This window comes from Nostoc sp. 'Peltigera membranacea cyanobiont' 232 (genome assembly GCF_002245985.1).
Taxonomy (GTDB): domain Bacteria; phylum Cyanobacteriota; class Cyanobacteriia; order Cyanobacteriales; family Nostocaceae; genus Nostoc.
In genome coordinates, this window is record NZ_NOLK01000024.1 from 61,113 (window position 1) to 76,176 (window position 15,064).

The 15,064-nt window shown below is 40.1% G+C and carries 15 protein-coding genes; 10 read left to right on the forward strand and 5 right to left on the reverse strand.

Annotated features, from left to right (window positions below):
- Position 1 precedes the first annotated feature (1 nt).
- The 3 genes from CDG79_RS10885 to CDG79_RS10895 all read left to right on the forward strand — a co-directional run bounded on the left by CDG79_RS10885 (position 2) and on the right by CDG79_RS10895 (position 5,656).
- Positions 2-472, forward strand: coding sequence for an N-glycosidase (locus CDG79_RS10885; protein WP_094342151.1), 471 nt, complete (start codon positions 2-4; stop codon positions 470-472).
- Positions 473-1,303: 831 nt separating this feature from the next.
- A complete protein-coding gene (locus tag CDG79_RS10890; protein WP_094342152.1) occupies positions 1,304-4,087 on the forward strand; it encodes a GAF domain-containing protein in 2,784 nt (927 codons plus the stop codon).
- 798 nt (positions 4,088-4,885) lie between these two features.
- Entirely contained in the window at positions 4,886-5,656 is a 771-nt protein-coding gene (locus tag CDG79_RS10895) for a hypothetical protein (RefSeq protein WP_094342153.1), read from the forward strand.
- 17 nt (positions 5,657-5,673) lie between these two features.
- Here CDG79_RS10895 and CDG79_RS10900 read toward each other — a convergent pair whose 3' ends face one another.
- Positions 5,674-6,525, reverse strand: a complete 852-nt coding sequence (locus tag CDG79_RS10900) for a phosphate/phosphite/phosphonate ABC transporter substrate-binding protein (protein ID WP_094328576.1) — start codon at positions 6,523-6,525, stop codon at positions 5,674-5,676.
- A 182-nt stretch (positions 6,526-6,707) separates the two neighbouring features.
- On the opposite strand from CDG79_RS10900, the gene CDG79_RS10905 reads away from it, so the two are divergent.
- On the forward strand, positions 6,708-7,622 hold the full coding sequence (locus CDG79_RS10905; protein WP_094342154.1) for a Tll0287-like domain-containing protein: 915 nt from the start codon (positions 6,708-6,710) through the stop codon (positions 7,620-7,622).
- A 42-nt stretch (positions 7,623-7,664) separates the two neighbouring features.
- Here CDG79_RS10905 and CDG79_RS10910 read toward each other — a convergent pair whose 3' ends face one another.
- From CDG79_RS10910 to CDG79_RS10925, 4 genes are all read right to left on the reverse strand, one after another.
- The gene (locus tag CDG79_RS10910; protein WP_094342155.1) at positions 7,665-9,044 is read right to left on the reverse strand and encodes a serine/threonine-protein kinase; all 1,380 of its coding nucleotides are present in this window, start codon (positions 9,042-9,044) and stop codon (positions 7,665-7,667) included.
- Positions 9,045-9,070: 26 nt separating this feature from the next.
- Positions 9,071-9,265 (reverse strand): hypothetical protein, encoded by a 195-nt coding sequence (locus CDG79_RS10915; RefSeq protein ID WP_094342156.1) that lies wholly within the window; start codon positions 9,263-9,265, stop codon positions 9,071-9,073.
- A gap of 422 nt (positions 9,266-9,687) precedes the next feature.
- Entirely contained in the window at positions 9,688-10,482 is a 795-nt protein-coding gene (locus tag CDG79_RS10920; RefSeq protein ID WP_094342157.1) for a MinD/ParA family ATP-binding protein, read from the reverse strand.
- Positions 10,483-10,558: 76 nt separating this feature from the next.
- Positions 10,559-11,620 (reverse strand): Tll0287-like domain-containing protein, encoded by a 1,062-nt coding sequence (locus CDG79_RS10925; RefSeq protein WP_094342158.1) that lies wholly within the window; start codon positions 11,618-11,620, stop codon positions 10,559-10,561.
- A gap of 417 nt (positions 11,621-12,037) precedes the next feature.
- Here CDG79_RS10925 and CDG79_RS10930 point away from each other — a divergent pair, with 417 nt between their 5' ends.
- The 6 genes from CDG79_RS10930 to CDG79_RS10955 all read left to right on the forward strand — a co-directional run bounded on the left by CDG79_RS10930 (position 12,038) and on the right by CDG79_RS10955 (position 15,062).
- Positions 12,038-12,277 (forward strand): CTB family bacteriocin, encoded by a 240-nt coding sequence (locus tag CDG79_RS10930; protein WP_094342159.1) that lies wholly within the window; start codon positions 12,038-12,040, stop codon positions 12,275-12,277.
- Between the two features lie 66 nt (positions 12,278-12,343).
- Positions 12,344-12,604 (forward strand): CTB family bacteriocin, encoded by a 261-nt coding sequence (locus tag CDG79_RS10935; protein WP_094342160.1) that lies wholly within the window; start codon positions 12,344-12,346, stop codon positions 12,602-12,604.
- 23 nt (positions 12,605-12,627) lie between these two features.
- Complete coding sequence (locus CDG79_RS10940) at positions 12,628-12,873, forward strand: hypothetical protein (protein ID WP_094342161.1); 246 nt, start codon at positions 12,628-12,630, stop codon at positions 12,871-12,873.
- 122 nt (positions 12,874-12,995) lie between these two features.
- Entirely contained in the window at positions 12,996-13,295 is a 300-nt protein-coding gene (locus tag CDG79_RS42245; RefSeq protein ID WP_094342162.1) for a CTB family bacteriocin, read from the forward strand.
- A 267-nt stretch (positions 13,296-13,562) separates the two neighbouring features.
- The gene (locus tag CDG79_RS10950; RefSeq protein WP_094342163.1) at positions 13,563-13,781 is read left to right on the forward strand and encodes a hypothetical protein; all 219 of its coding nucleotides are present in this window, start codon (positions 13,563-13,565) and stop codon (positions 13,779-13,781) included.
- Positions 13,782-13,964: 183 nt separating this feature from the next.
- Complete coding sequence (locus CDG79_RS10955) at positions 13,965-15,062, forward strand: cyclic nucleotide-binding domain-containing protein (protein WP_094342164.1); 1,098 nt, start codon at positions 13,965-13,967, stop codon at positions 15,060-15,062.
- The last annotated feature ends 2 nt before the right edge of the window (positions 15,063-15,064 follow it).

The following is a 15,064-nucleotide window of genomic DNA, read 5'->3' on the forward strand; positions in this document are numbered from 1 at the left end:
AATGACCATTTACTTTTATAAGGTTTGGCAGCCTTACGGCTGTTTTTCTAACTTTTCTCCCCACGAAATCCACATCCAGGGCACTTACTGGGCAACGGTTGAGCATTATTATCAAGCGCAAAAGTTTGTTGGCAGCAAAGATGCGGCAATTATACCCCTCATCCATACTGCCGCCACGCCAGAAGAAGCTGCCGCCTTAGGAAGATGTAGCACTCGCCAACTCCGGCGAGACTGGGATTTGGTCAAAACTCAAATTATGCGAGAAGCTTTACTCAAAAAGTTTCTCACTCATGCTCATATTAGAGAAGTTCTGCTGAAGACTGGTGATGAGCTTTTGGTTGAAAATTCCCCAACCGATTCTTTTTGGGGCTGCGGTGCTAATAAAGCAGGTCTTAACCATCTCGGTAAAACTCTCATGAGTGTTCGTGAAGAAATCCGTAACTTACTATCTTCAAAGGTAATTTACGAATAATTTAATCAAAATAGTTACATTCAACATAAAATCAGCAATTAGAAGGGTAATAGGATATTTCCATTCAAAATTTTGGAGGGAAATCACCAATATTTTAATCCGGTTCTGTTCAAAATTCAACCTAACTAACCCTACTTAAAAAGGAGATAAATAACCTTGTTGTTATTAATAATATTTTGGATTTAAAATCTTAAAACCATTATTTTATCAGGCTTGAAATGCTTTTTCCTCTAGCTGATTTGACAAATTAGCCATTATTTTATCGATAAAGATTCACATTAGTGAAAATATATAACGTATACTTAAGGCTTCGCAATTTGGAATAGCGATCGCTATTCCAAATCTTAATAAACATCCGGCTAATGTATGGCTTTTAAGGTGAACTAATGCATTTTTGGAGGAGCTTCCGGGACAAAAATCGTAAAAAATATTTTTAGTTTGAGGCAATGATGAAGACATTATTTAAGTAAAAATACTGAAATATTTTAATAGCTGAGAATATAAAATCAATAAAGTGTCAATGATTAAATTTTTCTTTATTGTCTCCTTGAGAGGATGTTTAAAAAGTGACTAATGATATACCAGGTGGTTTGATATCTCCCTAAATCAGCTTTTTAAGAACTACGGAATATTAAGCAAAATATCTAATACTTTTCAAATATCCTCCGATCCATTTCCAAAAATATTTGCAACAGATGTATGCTTCTGGCAAAACATTTCTAGCAGGAATTTCTTGAAAACGGAACCAAAATCAAGGCATTGGAAGTTGAAATTTATCGTTAGAGACAAATTATAGGAAAAACTATACTTAAGCCATAGTGTATAAAAACAATGATATCTACCGATAAGCCAAACGGGTTACAGCAAAGCTTAGACCAAGAAGGCTTGCTGCACCGGATGATCAAACAGATTAGGCGATCGCTCGATCTTCAAGAAATATTAACAACTACCGTTACGGAAGTGCGGTTATTTTTACATGCAGATCGAGTCAAGATGTATCGGTTTGATGCTGATGGTAGTGGTGAAGTCATTGCTGAATCTATTTATAAAGAACGTCTGCCATCGTTATTGGGGTTGCGCTTCCCAGTTCATGATATCCCCGAAGCGGCCAGAGAGATGTTTTTGTTAACGGGGCAACGTTCGATTGTCGATGTCGCAAATGGGAAGATTGGGCTATCGCCTCTACAATCAAAAGAAACTGGCAAACGCCTACAAACTAATATTTACTATCGACAAGTAGACCCATGTCATATTCAATACTTAAAGGCGATGGGTGTGCAATCTTCTTTAGTCATCCCAATTTTAGATTGCGATCCCCAAGAACAATCGGTAAAGCCTAAATTGTGGGGATTGTTGGTATCTCACCACAGTGAACCGCAAAAGATTTTGAAGCGGCAACTAAAAGTATTACAGCAAGTTGCTGACCAGGTGGCGATCGCGATCGCTCAAAGTAATTTACTCACTACAGCCCTTACTCAGCAAAAGCAAGAAGCTACTATTAACCAAGTGACCACACTCTTGCATAAACTACCAACAATCCAGTTACAGGGAGCGCTTGAAGAAGTTATTACCGCATTCAGTGGAGTAGGTGGCAGGCTTTACATTGAAAATAGTCGGAAACTATACACCTGGGGCGATCAACCCACATTACCCTACGAATTAGATAACAGCATTATTGAACAGCATCCTACATGGCAAAACTGGATGGCTGAGTGTAAACCAGGTAATATTTGGACAACTGCTGACCTCTATAAAGAACCACATTTGCGAGTTTTGGCTTTAGCATTCCGTTCTACTCAAATTCGCGGACTGATGGTGATTCCTCTACATTACCGGGAACAATTTATCGGTGTATTAACCATTTTTCGCGCTGAATTTGAAACCGAGATATTGTGGGCAGGACGATGTGACGCAAATCGCCGACAACTGTTACCCCAGCTTTCTTTTGAGGTTTGGCGAGAGCAAAAAAAGGGGCAAGCGGCTGAGTGGAAGTTGGAAGACATGATATTGGCACAAGCCTTGTACGATCATTTTTCAATGGCAATTCAGCAGCAGCAGATGTATAAAGAGATACAAACTCTGAATGCCAACCTAGAACTGCGGGTGCAAGAACAAACTGCTGAACTAGAAAAATCATTAATACTCACCAAGGTAATCAAGCAAGTCACAGAGCAGATTCGCCGCACGTTGGACTTGCAAACAACCCTACAAACTATCGTCTGCGAAGTTCGCTCACTGCTAAATTCAGACCGGGTAGTGATTTTCCAACTGAACAGTAAATCGGTGACTGTGGAAGAGATTCATGGTAATTGGCAGTCAGTTTTGGGAGTGAATGCATCATTAGAATGCTTTCTTGATGAGCATACGTATTTATCCTCTCAGGGTAGAGTCCGGGCAATTAACAACGTTTTAACGGATTCTTTAACTGATTGTCATCGAGAGTTTTTACAAAGTCTGCAAATTCAAGCAAACTTAATTGTTCCGATTAATATAGGTATGGAACTATGGGGCTTACTAATTGCCCATGAATGTAATGCTCCCAGAATTTGGCAGGATGCAGAAATTGATTTATTGCAACAGTTAGGAGATCAGGCTGCGATCGCTATTCAACAAGCACAACTCTACGAACAAACCCATACTGCCGAAACGGAAGCCAGAAATCAAGCTGCACAGTTAGGACATACTCTACATAAACTTCAAGAAACACAGACAAGATTGATTCAAACCGAAAAAATGTCCAGCTTAGGACAGTTGGTGGCGGGGATCGCCCACGAAATCAACAACCCTGTTAACTTTATCTACGGTAATCTGTGCCACGCCAGTGACTACATCGAACAACTACTAGAAATTTTACGCCTCTACCAGCTACACTATCCCGATCCTCATAGTGAAATTAGTGCTGCCATCGCTTCAATCGATTTTGAGTTTTTGGTAGAAGACCTGCCAAAAATCATTACCTCAATGCAAGTAGGAAGCGATCGCATCCGTTCAATAGTACTGTCGTTACGCAATTTTTCTCGCTTGGATGAGGCTGAAAACAAGCGCGTTGACTTGCATGAAGGTATTGACAACACCTTACTAATTTTACAATATCAGCTGAAAGCAAATGGTGAATTTCCAGGCATTCAGATAATCAAAGACTATGGCAACATCCCAAAAGTAGAATGTTATGCCGGACAAATGAATCAGGTATTTATGAATATTTTCACCAATGCTATAGATGCTTTGGAAATGGGGAACTCGGGGTCTCTTCTGGAGATTAGGGGCAATAGGGAATGGGGATTAAGGGCCATGGGGAATGGGAACAAAGAGAATAAGCCATCCCCAATGCCTACTATCCACATTTCCACTAGAGTTTCAGCAGATAACTCTCGGCTATTGATTCGTATTAGTGACAATGGGCCTGGAATGGCTGTAGAGGTAAAAAAGCGGATTTTTGACCCGTTTTATACTACTAAACCTGTGGGTAGGGGTACAGGACTGGGATTGGCGATCAGCTATCAAATTATTGTCGAAAAACATGGTGGAATAATGGAGTGCATTTCAGAACCGGGCATTGGTACAGAGTTCTGGATTGAAATCCCTGTCAAGCCTCCAGCCAAAATAGATCGCTAAAGGTAGAGGAATCAATTTTCACACTGATTTTCAGAATATTACAAATTTAGGACTTATACACTGTACAAACGAGTTCTCTTGTGGATTGACGTAAATAGGTCGTTCCAGCCTTTGACAAACCATCTTTTCTTGGTTGTGTAGGCGTAGCCCGCCGCAGGCATCGCAAAAAGGTGGATGGAAAATCTAGTTAAAAGCCTTGAAAAGCATACCTACCATTTTGGCTTTTCTGTCAATGCGTAAGTCCTAAAATTGTTAGTTTCAAAACTTAAAATTTTAATTAGCAATTGCTAAATTCATCCAAAAGATTGATGATGTTTTTACAATAGACTATAAAAAAGATTTAGAAACTATCCAGGGTCTGTAATATATTGACTTAGATTAAAAATAATTTAAAAGTTAAGTTTAGTTGCAGAAAAAATCCCTCTTATCCAGAAGTGATAATCTAATAGTTGAAGCTAAAAAACAAGCTTCCCTGGCAGATATAACAGCTGCATTTAGAATCGTAAGTAAGAGGTAAAAGACGCTGTTTAACTTACATCTGTCTCGTCAGAACACAGCAACACCCAACGCGAAAACTGCTATTTCCTCAAATATGGAAGATTAGGGGGCGCTGTCACTAGTTTTTGTAACTTGTTTACGCAAGCGATGAAAGTTAGTACATCCCTGTATCTGATAAATAACGAGAAGAGATAGTTCAGCGAGTAGAAGTTTGGGTTTTGTTGTGTTTAAAAATAAGTCTAATATATGGACTGCTCTTGGTGTAAGATTATACTAAGTTAATAGTTTAAATAGCGCCTTATGTCAATTATTGCGCTCAGAGCGTGGTATATTCAGGATTACGAGCCGATTCCAGAACTAGAAAAACGTCCGCCAGACATTCGCTTAAGCAAAAAAAGCCTGCTGAGATCGGCATTGCGAGCAGACTTTTTAGAAGAAAGCGACGAAGTTAAGAAATCAACTTGGTTTGGGCGCTATCTAGAAGGGGAAAATATTGAATTTTATATTGAAGGTAGCGGTGGCTATTCCGTCGCTAACATTGACTTAATTAGTCATGAAATTTATTTTACCAAACAAGCACTGTTGGCTCAGTTAGAACCAACGATTTTTTTATCCTATCAAACTGAGTATGTCGCAGCGACGAATGTTCTTAGAGAAGAACTACAAAAAAGTTTATCCAGCTTAAATTTGCGATCGCGCCTTCCGCTAACATTAGTAGAATCCTCTCGCCCCAGTGGTACTCCTCTTCGGATTAACCGCACGATTATGCGAAAAATTCGGAAGAGTTTGTTATTTATCGCTGACACCACACCCATCGCTAGTATTGACGGTAAAGAAACCCCGCAATTAATTCCTAGTCCCAATGTCTGTATTGAGATTGGCTATGCCATCCAAAGTAAGCGTTCTGAACAGATTCTCCTCGCGCAAATGCAACGCCCAGACTTTGAAGGACAATTTCCCTTCGACTTACCCACACAGCAAATTTTGCAATTCCAAGACACCACAGAACTAAATAAAATCCTGACAGAAACAATTCAAAACCAGCTAGCACGATTTAAATTGTTTTTTTGAGAAATCAGGAATGTCAATCAAAATAAACGAACCGGTTTAGTTTGCAGCTTAGAAGTAATAGAACTCACCCGATCGACCACAGAAATCATGTATTTGTAATCTGGTACTTGTCCATTGGGTACATATCCTACTTCTTGAGCTAAACCTGAAGGCGAATCACTCATCACTTTTCGGATGAACTCTTGACGGTTACGTTCTACATTCGGCCCAATCAACACCACACCTAATGGTACATAGTGAGGGTCTTTAAATAGGATGCGGAATTCGGTGGGGGCCAACTGTGAACCGTAGAGAGCCAATTCCGCTTCTGAGACAGCACAAGCGATCGCTTTTCCTTGAGCCACAAATTCCAGTGCGGCTTTGGGTGTGGGTGCAAATAGGATCTCAGCTAGTGTTGTGCCATAAAGATTGTAAAGAGGGAAATAATATCCTGTTGCGGAACCTAACTGACCTAAAGCCAGTGTTTTTCCTTGCAGTTGTTTCAAGTCGGTTATGGGATTGTCTTTGCGAACAACGAAGATTGAGCGCAAATTACTGATTCCTATTAAAGGAAACAGAGGAACATATTGGTGGCGTGCGATGGCAATAGCCGCTAAACCTGGTGGAGCAAATACCAATGACCAAGCACGAGCCTCAAGACGCTCAACCGCTCTATTCTCATTAAAAACAGGTTCTAGCTGAATATATGAGTTGGTTTTTTCGCCCAAATAACTGTTAAATTTAGCATATTGATTAATTATCTGTTCGCCTCCACCATAGTTGATTGCACCAACAGTTAACGTGCCCTCAAAGCCGCGTGATTTGCAGGCAGCAAATGTAAAACCTAGTAAATTAAACAGAAATAAACGCCGGGAAAATCGCAAAAACATCGCTAATTAGGGTTAAGGAAGTAACTTGGTTTTCAGGACTAATTTTAGATAAGTTTGACTACTGCCTAAGTAAGTTGCATTGCAGTCAAAAATTAATATTTATTTAAATATTGTTGAGATGCTTTCTAACAGGTATAAATAAATGTTAGACAAACTCAGATACCATCTTCGTTGGTTAGGTTATGTTAAATAACATCACATTAAAAGATTTAAAAATAGGTGCTAAATTTAACTTACTTTTAATATTAGTTTTCATAGTCAGTATTGTGGGAAGTGGCGTTGCCTTATCTAGTGTACTTCAAGGGAGAGCGCAAAATGAAGTAACTTCTCAAGCACAGATTCTCATCCAAATGGTGAACGCGGTTAGAGATTATACACAAAATCGTATAGATCCCTTATTAGAACCTAGACTAGACACCAACCCAACGTTCATGCCGGAAGTAGTACCAACTTTTTCCTCTAAAGAGGTGTTTGAGAATTTTCGTAAAAAGCCTGAATTTAAAAACTTTTTTCATAAAGATGCAACACTTAATCCGACTAATTTAGCGGATAAAGCTGATAATTTTGAAACTCAACTTGTAGAACGGTTTCGCAGCGACTCCAAAACTCAAGAGATTACAGGCTTTCGTAACTTATCAGAAGGCGAAGTATTTTATATTGCGCGACCACTAAAGATCGTACAACAGAAATGTCTGCGATGTCATTCTACACCAGATCGGGCTCCTAAAAGTCAGTTGGTAAATTATGGCTCAGAAAATGGTTTTGGCTGGCAACTCAATCAGATTGTTTCTGCTCAAATAATCTCTGTTCCTTCCCAAGAGATTTTTGCCAATGCCAAACGGACTTGGATATTGATCATGGGACTTTTAATTGCCATCTTTGCGATCGTAGTTTTCTTAATTAACTTCTTAATCAAAAAATATGTAATTCAGCGCATCAGAAGAATTGAAAAAATAGCCCAAAAAGTTAGCATTGGTGATATGAGCGCTGATTTTGAAGAAAGCTCTAATGATGAAATTGGCGGGTTAGCTGAAGCATTTAATCGGATGAAAGCTAGCTTAAAAATAGCTCTGGAGATGCTGAATAACCAAAGCTAATAATCTGTAATTAACACAGGAAAAAATGCAATATTTAAAATATCAGGAAAGTAAGCGTTGCTGAAATTGCAAAGCTTTTTGAGGTTCGGGAATTTTTGATGCTAAAATTTTCACAAATTCTGCACGGGAAATTTGCCCAGAAGACTTAACAGCTTTTTGGACTAGAAACTTAGCTATTGGCCCAATTAAATCAGCCAATTCCCGCTCACACTGATGCACAAAGCTATCGCTGATTGCTTGAGATTCTTGGTTTGGCAAATTATTTGACTTAATTTCCGAATTAACAGTCAGTTCCTGTAATAGAGTAGGTTTCTCTAGCAGAAACATTGTTTTATTCTGAAAATCAATTTGCTGATTTCCTCGAAGATGAATGGCTAATTGACTAATTAATTCTTCGCAGTTGGGCGCTGATGCCGCAACTTGTCGTAGTAATGTTGAGGCAACAGGGCCGACAAATTCCAAAAGAATTGTTTCCAACCGACTATAATTTTCGGCAGACAAGATAGAAACAGACCGATGCCCAATTGAGTTTTGTGGAGAAAGTGAAGCTTGAGGCGGTTGTGTAAAAAATGGTGATTGAAGTAATAGTATTTCTACTTTAGTATCAAGATGTTTAAGCACCTGTAGAACTTCAGCCGCAGACTGATAGCGCTGTTTAAAGTGGTGTAGCACCATCTTAGATAGCACAGATGCCAACTCAGAACTGACATTAGCGTGATGCTGCCAAGAAATTTCACCCGTATCTGAATCTTCCTCAAAATTTATAGGATGTAACCCCGTCAGTGACTGGATGCCAATAATACCCAAAGAATAAATATCGCTGTTAGGGCGAGGCTTACCTTGCCCCTGTTCTGTAGACATATATCCTGGAGTGCCAATGATAATAGTAGCCCCCGTGCGCCCTGGAACTGTAAGCAATTGAGTTTGGACTTGTTTAACTGCGCCAAAGTCAATCAGCACTAGCTTACCGTCTTGTTGCCGCCTGATTATATTGTCCGGTTTGATATCTCGATGGATAACGTTGTGGCTGTGAATAAATTGCAGAATACCCAACATCTGTTGGAGAAGTTGAATTACTTTCTCTTCTGTCCAAGGTTGATTGGGTAAGAGTTCTGCTTTCAGAGTATGCCCTTCAATGAATTCTTGCACCAAGAAGAACTCTTGGTTATGTTCAAAATAGGCTAAAAGCCGAGGGATTTGGTCATGGTTGCCCAGCTGTTCTAGTGTTTCTGCTTCACTGCTAAATAGCCGTCTAGCAGTTTCGAGAAATTCAGGGCTACGAGTGACGGGCAAAAGATGTTTGACAACGCATTTCGGGAAACCTGGTCGATGGGTATCTTGGGCTATGTAAGTTTGACCGAATCCACCTCCACCTAAGACCTGGAGGACTTGGTAACGTCCATCTAATAATTGTCCTAGCATTGTGTCACTTGCCTAAGTCCTCAAATTCATCTTGGCACAACTACCACCTTTGGCAAGGTTTGTTGAGAAAGAAAGTATTTTGGAATCACCAAACTTTGCAAATGATTTGGGTGAAATAGATTTTGAATTTTGCGAGTCAGGTTCATGAAGCAGAGGAGAATTGTTAGGGGAATGAATACTGCGATCGCTCCTTCATTGCGCCCTACATCTCCGTGGTACATTAGTATTAACTACTTGATGCCCTATCAATTCTATGACGATCCCTCAAGAATTAGATTCCGAAACAGGCATCTTGCGAAGATGTTATCGAACAGAATTCAGAAGTCAGGAGCCAGAATGCGCTAAACGCCCCGCTATCGCTAACAGAATGAATTTTGTGCGACTGGCGGATAGCGTAGTGGTAGCGAGTTATCGAGCGTCTGAATAAACGGCGTTTTTGCACCCCCACCAAATTGAAAATTTGGTGGTGCAACAATTCAGTGGCGGGTCTGAATCCCCCACTGTAAGCGTTGCCTTAGCGAGTCCGCGAGCGTCTTGCATTCTGACTCCTGTTAGCAGTAGCGGGGCGTTTAGCCCATTCTGACTTCTGAATTCTTCTTCAAGAGATGTTTTTATCCTGGTGTCCACCCTTGATAACCAACACTTATTTGGCAAACAATTTGGCTCCAGAACCGGTGATTTGTTTAGCGATCGCACTGATTTTTTGAGTCCATGAATGATCTGGATACCGCAAACAGAAGATTCCACCACTCCCTAATTCAAACATCTCTTCACAAACAGGTAGTATTCCAGCTACAGGGGTTTTGTAGGTATTCTCCACTCGTTTCCCTAACTCTTTGAAATCCAAAGATGGCAGTGCTTTGTTGATCACTATTAGCATTTTAGGCACTTCTAACTTACGGGCAACATCTATCGCTACTGCTGTACCTTGATAATCCTGTTTATCTGGACGGAGAATCACCAGCAGGACATCAGAAAGAATAATCGATAGCAACGTTTCTTCGTTAATGCCAGGATGAGTATCAATCAACAGATAGTCCAGTTTTAAACGACGAACTAGATTATGTAAACCATCATTAAGTCGGCGTGCGTCATAGCCTTCGCGCAAGATTCGAGAAATGTCACTTATTTTAATGCTGGAAGGAATTAGATGAACACTCCCCTGGCGACCAAAAAATGTTTGTTTTTGTTTGAGAATGGCGCTAACGTCATAAACTGCTTCTTCAATCTGACAACGACCCCATAGATAATCGTTCAAGGTATAGCGGATTCGCTCTTGCTCAAGACCAAATAGAACGTGGATTCCTGGAGATTGAATATCTGTATCAACTATCCCAACTCGCTTTCCAGAACGAGCGATTAGGGCAGCAAGATTACTCGTGACGTTTGACTTACCAGTTCCGCCACGGAATGAGTGAATTGAAATAATTTCAGACATAATAAATCCTTAATACTAATTTTTAATTCGTAATTCGTCATGACAACTTATGCGTCACTAACATAATTGATAGTTATTAATTTGGATTATTCCGTTTGCTTCTAATTACTTTTGCCTCCTCCTGCAACTTTTGGAACGTTTTTGATGCAGCGATTTCTGAAACTTCACGCGCCCGTTTGGCTTCGTCAACTTCAATCCGCAGTGTATGCAACTCTTGCTTAAATTGTTGTTCGCGGATAGAAATTTCATGTACCATCCGTTGAAAAACTCGTCCTAATTGTCCTAACTCATCATGGCGTTGCACAATCGATGTTAGCTTTTCACGATCGAACTCTTTTGCTTCTTCAACACTAATTTCATTCATACTAAGTTTCTGAGCCAGTTGTGCCATTGGTTTTAGCGGTTGCAGTACATTTCGCTTTAACAAATAATTAATGAGCAAAATCATGAGGGCAAAGATAATAATAAATAAGCTAATGAATAGAACGAAAGCACGATGAGCATCATCAAAGACTTGCTTGGCAGGAAGATAAATAATTTGTGTACCTAAAATTTCATTGAGTTTCCACCCAAAGCCATTTTCTGAACCATAACTAGCAATCTGACTTTTTGGAGCAACTTCAGGAGTGCTATGGCAGTGTAAACATGTCGGATTGTTGATGGAAAATGGACGAGCGTTATAAAACATTTTCTCGTCATAAGAGTCACGAAAACCGGATATATTTTTCAACCCTGGCTCCTTGCGAAACCGTTCGATAAGTTCCGTTTCAAATACATCTGCTTTATCTCGTAAGTTAGTTGGATTTAGGTTAGCATCTTTGTATAAAAAATCTTTATATTCTTCGTTTTCCCGAAGATTTTCAAACACTTCTCTGACTGCAAAGCTGGGAATCCTTTCAGGGATAAACGTGGCTTGAGTGTCCATCATCGGTGTCAGAAGAGGATTGATATGCGTATTAGTATAGTTCCTCACTGAGTTCATAGTTTCTGCAATAATTTGGCTGCGATAACCGATTTCGGCTTCTGCTTTTTGCTCAAGCGCATGAGATAAAGCAAAACCACTAACTGCGATCGCGCCGATGAACACCAGTAATAGAAGTAAAGTAAATTTAGTTGCTAAGTTGAATCTATTAAACATTGTTGTTACTGTTTTGGTTTACAACATTGCTAGAGATTAATAACGATAATTTATTAATTTAGTTAATTTAACGATGGATGTAGAATGCTCTCATTCATCCTTCCATGTTTAGTCATACTACGATATTGCAGTGAAATACCATACCTGAAAGCAAATCCATGACTTTTGTAGTAACTAGCTGGGTTAGCCTATGACGAAAGTCTTACGTATTGCTCAATACTATATAGCGAAAGTTAGACGACATCTACTTACTTCGCTTAGGTGAAATACTAGACGTTTTTCAGATGCGGATGAGAGAGTTGAATTCGTATTCTAGAGACATGAAGCGAGGGAAGCGGTAAGCAACTAACCAGCAAATCACTCTCTCTGCTTGATAGAACACACATCATACACATCAGAAATTAAGGAAAAAATATCATGTCTGACAACATTAAGCCCGTAGAATTATCTGCTGAAGAATTAGACAACGTTGCTGGTGGTGCTTTTAGCTTTGTCGATGCTGACAACTACAACGCATTGGATCAACAAGCTGGTGAAACCGTTCTTGGCCCTCATGGCGGGATTGGCTCTTCCACCGCTCAAGAAACTACTGTATCTCATCAAAGTTTGCACGAAATTAAAGCAACTGGTTTCTTTCCTCCCACTCTTGAAAGTTAGTAACTAGAACTCAAATATTGCATTCTGCTTGATACAGCACACATCACAAATTGAGGAGAAAACATTATGTCTGACGACATTAAGCCAGTAGAACTATCTGCTGAAGAATTGGATAACGTTGCTGGTGGTGCTTTTAGCTTTGTTGATGCTCACAACTTCAACTATTCAGATAAGCAAACTAGTGCAGTAATTATCGGTGCTGATGGCGGTATTGCATCTTTCAACAGTCAGGAAACTACTATATCTCAACAAGATTTACGTGAAATCAAATTCACTGGAGAAGAATTTCCTAGCGGCATTCCTAGTAATTTGTTTCTAGGCTCATAATTAACACCACAAGGAGAATAACAATGATTGTAGAAAATGTGCAGCCTAATGAAATGCTGGAACTATCCAATCAAGAACTTGATGATATTGCCGGTGGCGCAACTAGCGATGTATTTGGAAAAAATGCAAATGCCGAAGATTATCAGCTTGGTTTTGTGGAAATTCCTAAAGAAGGCGGTATTACAAGCGTTACCTTCCAAGTGAGTGTTTTCTCTGAGCAGGATCTTAAAGAGTTTAAGGAAGCGGGTATTTCTAGCCCTGAAGCTTGATCTGAATTTCTCAGTTTGACGGATTTCAGGAGCAGAAGGGGTTGTTAACAGAGTTGCTACTAGGCTCATGGTTAACTCCCTCCGCCTCATTTAACTTTAACACGTGACGTAAAGGAGTTTCTATGTCAGATGACGAAATTACTCCGAAAGATGAAGCGATTGAACTATCGGATGAAGAGTTAGATGATGTAGCGGGTGGTTTCAATTTGCAGTTTACGGCTGCACGATTTCACAAATCGACAAGGGGATTTACCCAAGAAACATCACGAAGGCGAGGGTGTCACTCAACACGGTCGTCTTTTCATACAGAGACAACAGACTCTTCTCTGTTCCAACTCACCATCACCGACGCGACAACGGAGGATCTAAAAGTTCTTGGCGAGTTGTTTGGAGATATATCTGCAATCGAAGGTTCTATGTAAGTAGGCAGGCACAAATAAATATAACTATGTAACGAAAAGTAAAAGCGGTGAAAACTATGTGATTGCTTCACTCCACTTCGTTGCGTTCGCAATGACATAGTTATAAATTTTCTCACCCACCTACTTAAACGGGGTTTCTCAAATCAATCAATTGCAGTTGGACAAGTTTTGCTCAACTGCTTTCTGAAATTATTCTTATGTGATTAATCACTTCACTTTCATAAAATTAGGCAAATTTAGTCATAGATGAAATGACAAGGAAAAAGAATGGCAATGGAAAACAAAAAGCAAAATGAATCACAAGAGCTATCGGCTCAAGAACTCGCAAATCTTTCAGGTGGTATTGCCGTAGGTGAGTATTATCCAGGTGAGTATCCTACCGACAATCTATATAGCAATGTATCTGAAGCGATCGCAAAAAAGCTTGAGGATGTAAAGCTTCCTGATTTCAATCACAAAACACCAGACATCGATCCGTGCTTCTAGTTGCTGTGCATCTGGTTGATCCGTGATGGGGAGATTGTTCAGTAATTATACTAATTCTACAAAATAAGACGATAAATGCAATCATCTGCAAACCAGATTTAATCTGAATTTCTCAATGATGAATTGGTATTATTTCCCGCTCCCCATTTCTCTCCCGTTAGCAGAACACAAGGAAGTTAAATTATGACAGAAGTTCTACTTAAAGAACTGACAAATAGCGATATTGACTGGATCTTGGCAACGGGTCAAAGAGAAGAAATTACTGCTGGTACGATCCTCATCCGCCAAGGAACACCTGTTAATGCCCTCTACATTCTGCTTGATGGCGCATTAAGCGTTACTGTCGCTCAGTCTGACGATAATCCCATTGGTCGTGCGTTTGCGGCTCTTGAAGGTGGCGAACTATCAGGACGAGAGGTTGCACGGCTGGCTAATGGTGAAGTTGTAGGAGAAATGCCCTTTTTAGCCTCGTACCAGTCTTCAACTACAGTCAAAGCCGCGAGAAAGTCACTGGTATTGATGATTCCTCAACAGCAGTTGATTCAAAAATTGCAAGAAGATGTCACCTTTGCTGCCCATTTTTATCGAGCGATCGCAGTTTTACTTGCTCACCGAGTAGAGCAGATGATCGGCCAAATTGGCCAAAGTACAGTGGTGCTTTTTCAGCCACAAATTCGAGAAATTCTATTTACATTTGCAGAATTAAATGATAGCGATATTGGTTGGATGATTGTTGCAGGCAATGCGATGAGACTTCCTGCGGGAACGGTGTTGTTTCAGGCTGGAAGACCCGTTGACGCTCTCTATATTTTATTAGATGGCAAGATGGTGGCTTCCATTGCTGAAGATACAAGTAATCCTCTCACCCGTGCCTTTTCAACTTTAGAACAAACAGATCGTATCGAACGAGAGTTTGCAAGATTATCGCGGGGTGACATAGTTGGCGAAACGCCCTTTGTCGAAGCCAGTCCACCTGCGATGACCATTCGGGCGGTTGAGGATGCGATCGTCTTATCGATTCCCCGATGGCGACTTTCTGCCAAATTGCTACACGATGTAGGGTTTGCTGCCCGATTTTATCGAGTATTAGCGATTTTGTTAGCAGATAAACAGCAAGGAATTATCAATAGTCTGGGTTACGGCAGAATCAACTATAGCTCAGGTAAATCTTTAGATGAACGCTTGACATACGAAGATGAACTGAGTTCTAGCTTTTTGGCTCAAGTGACATTAGCGGGGACTCGATTTGATTGGATGCTGAAGCAGATTCGGGGCAATTGAAT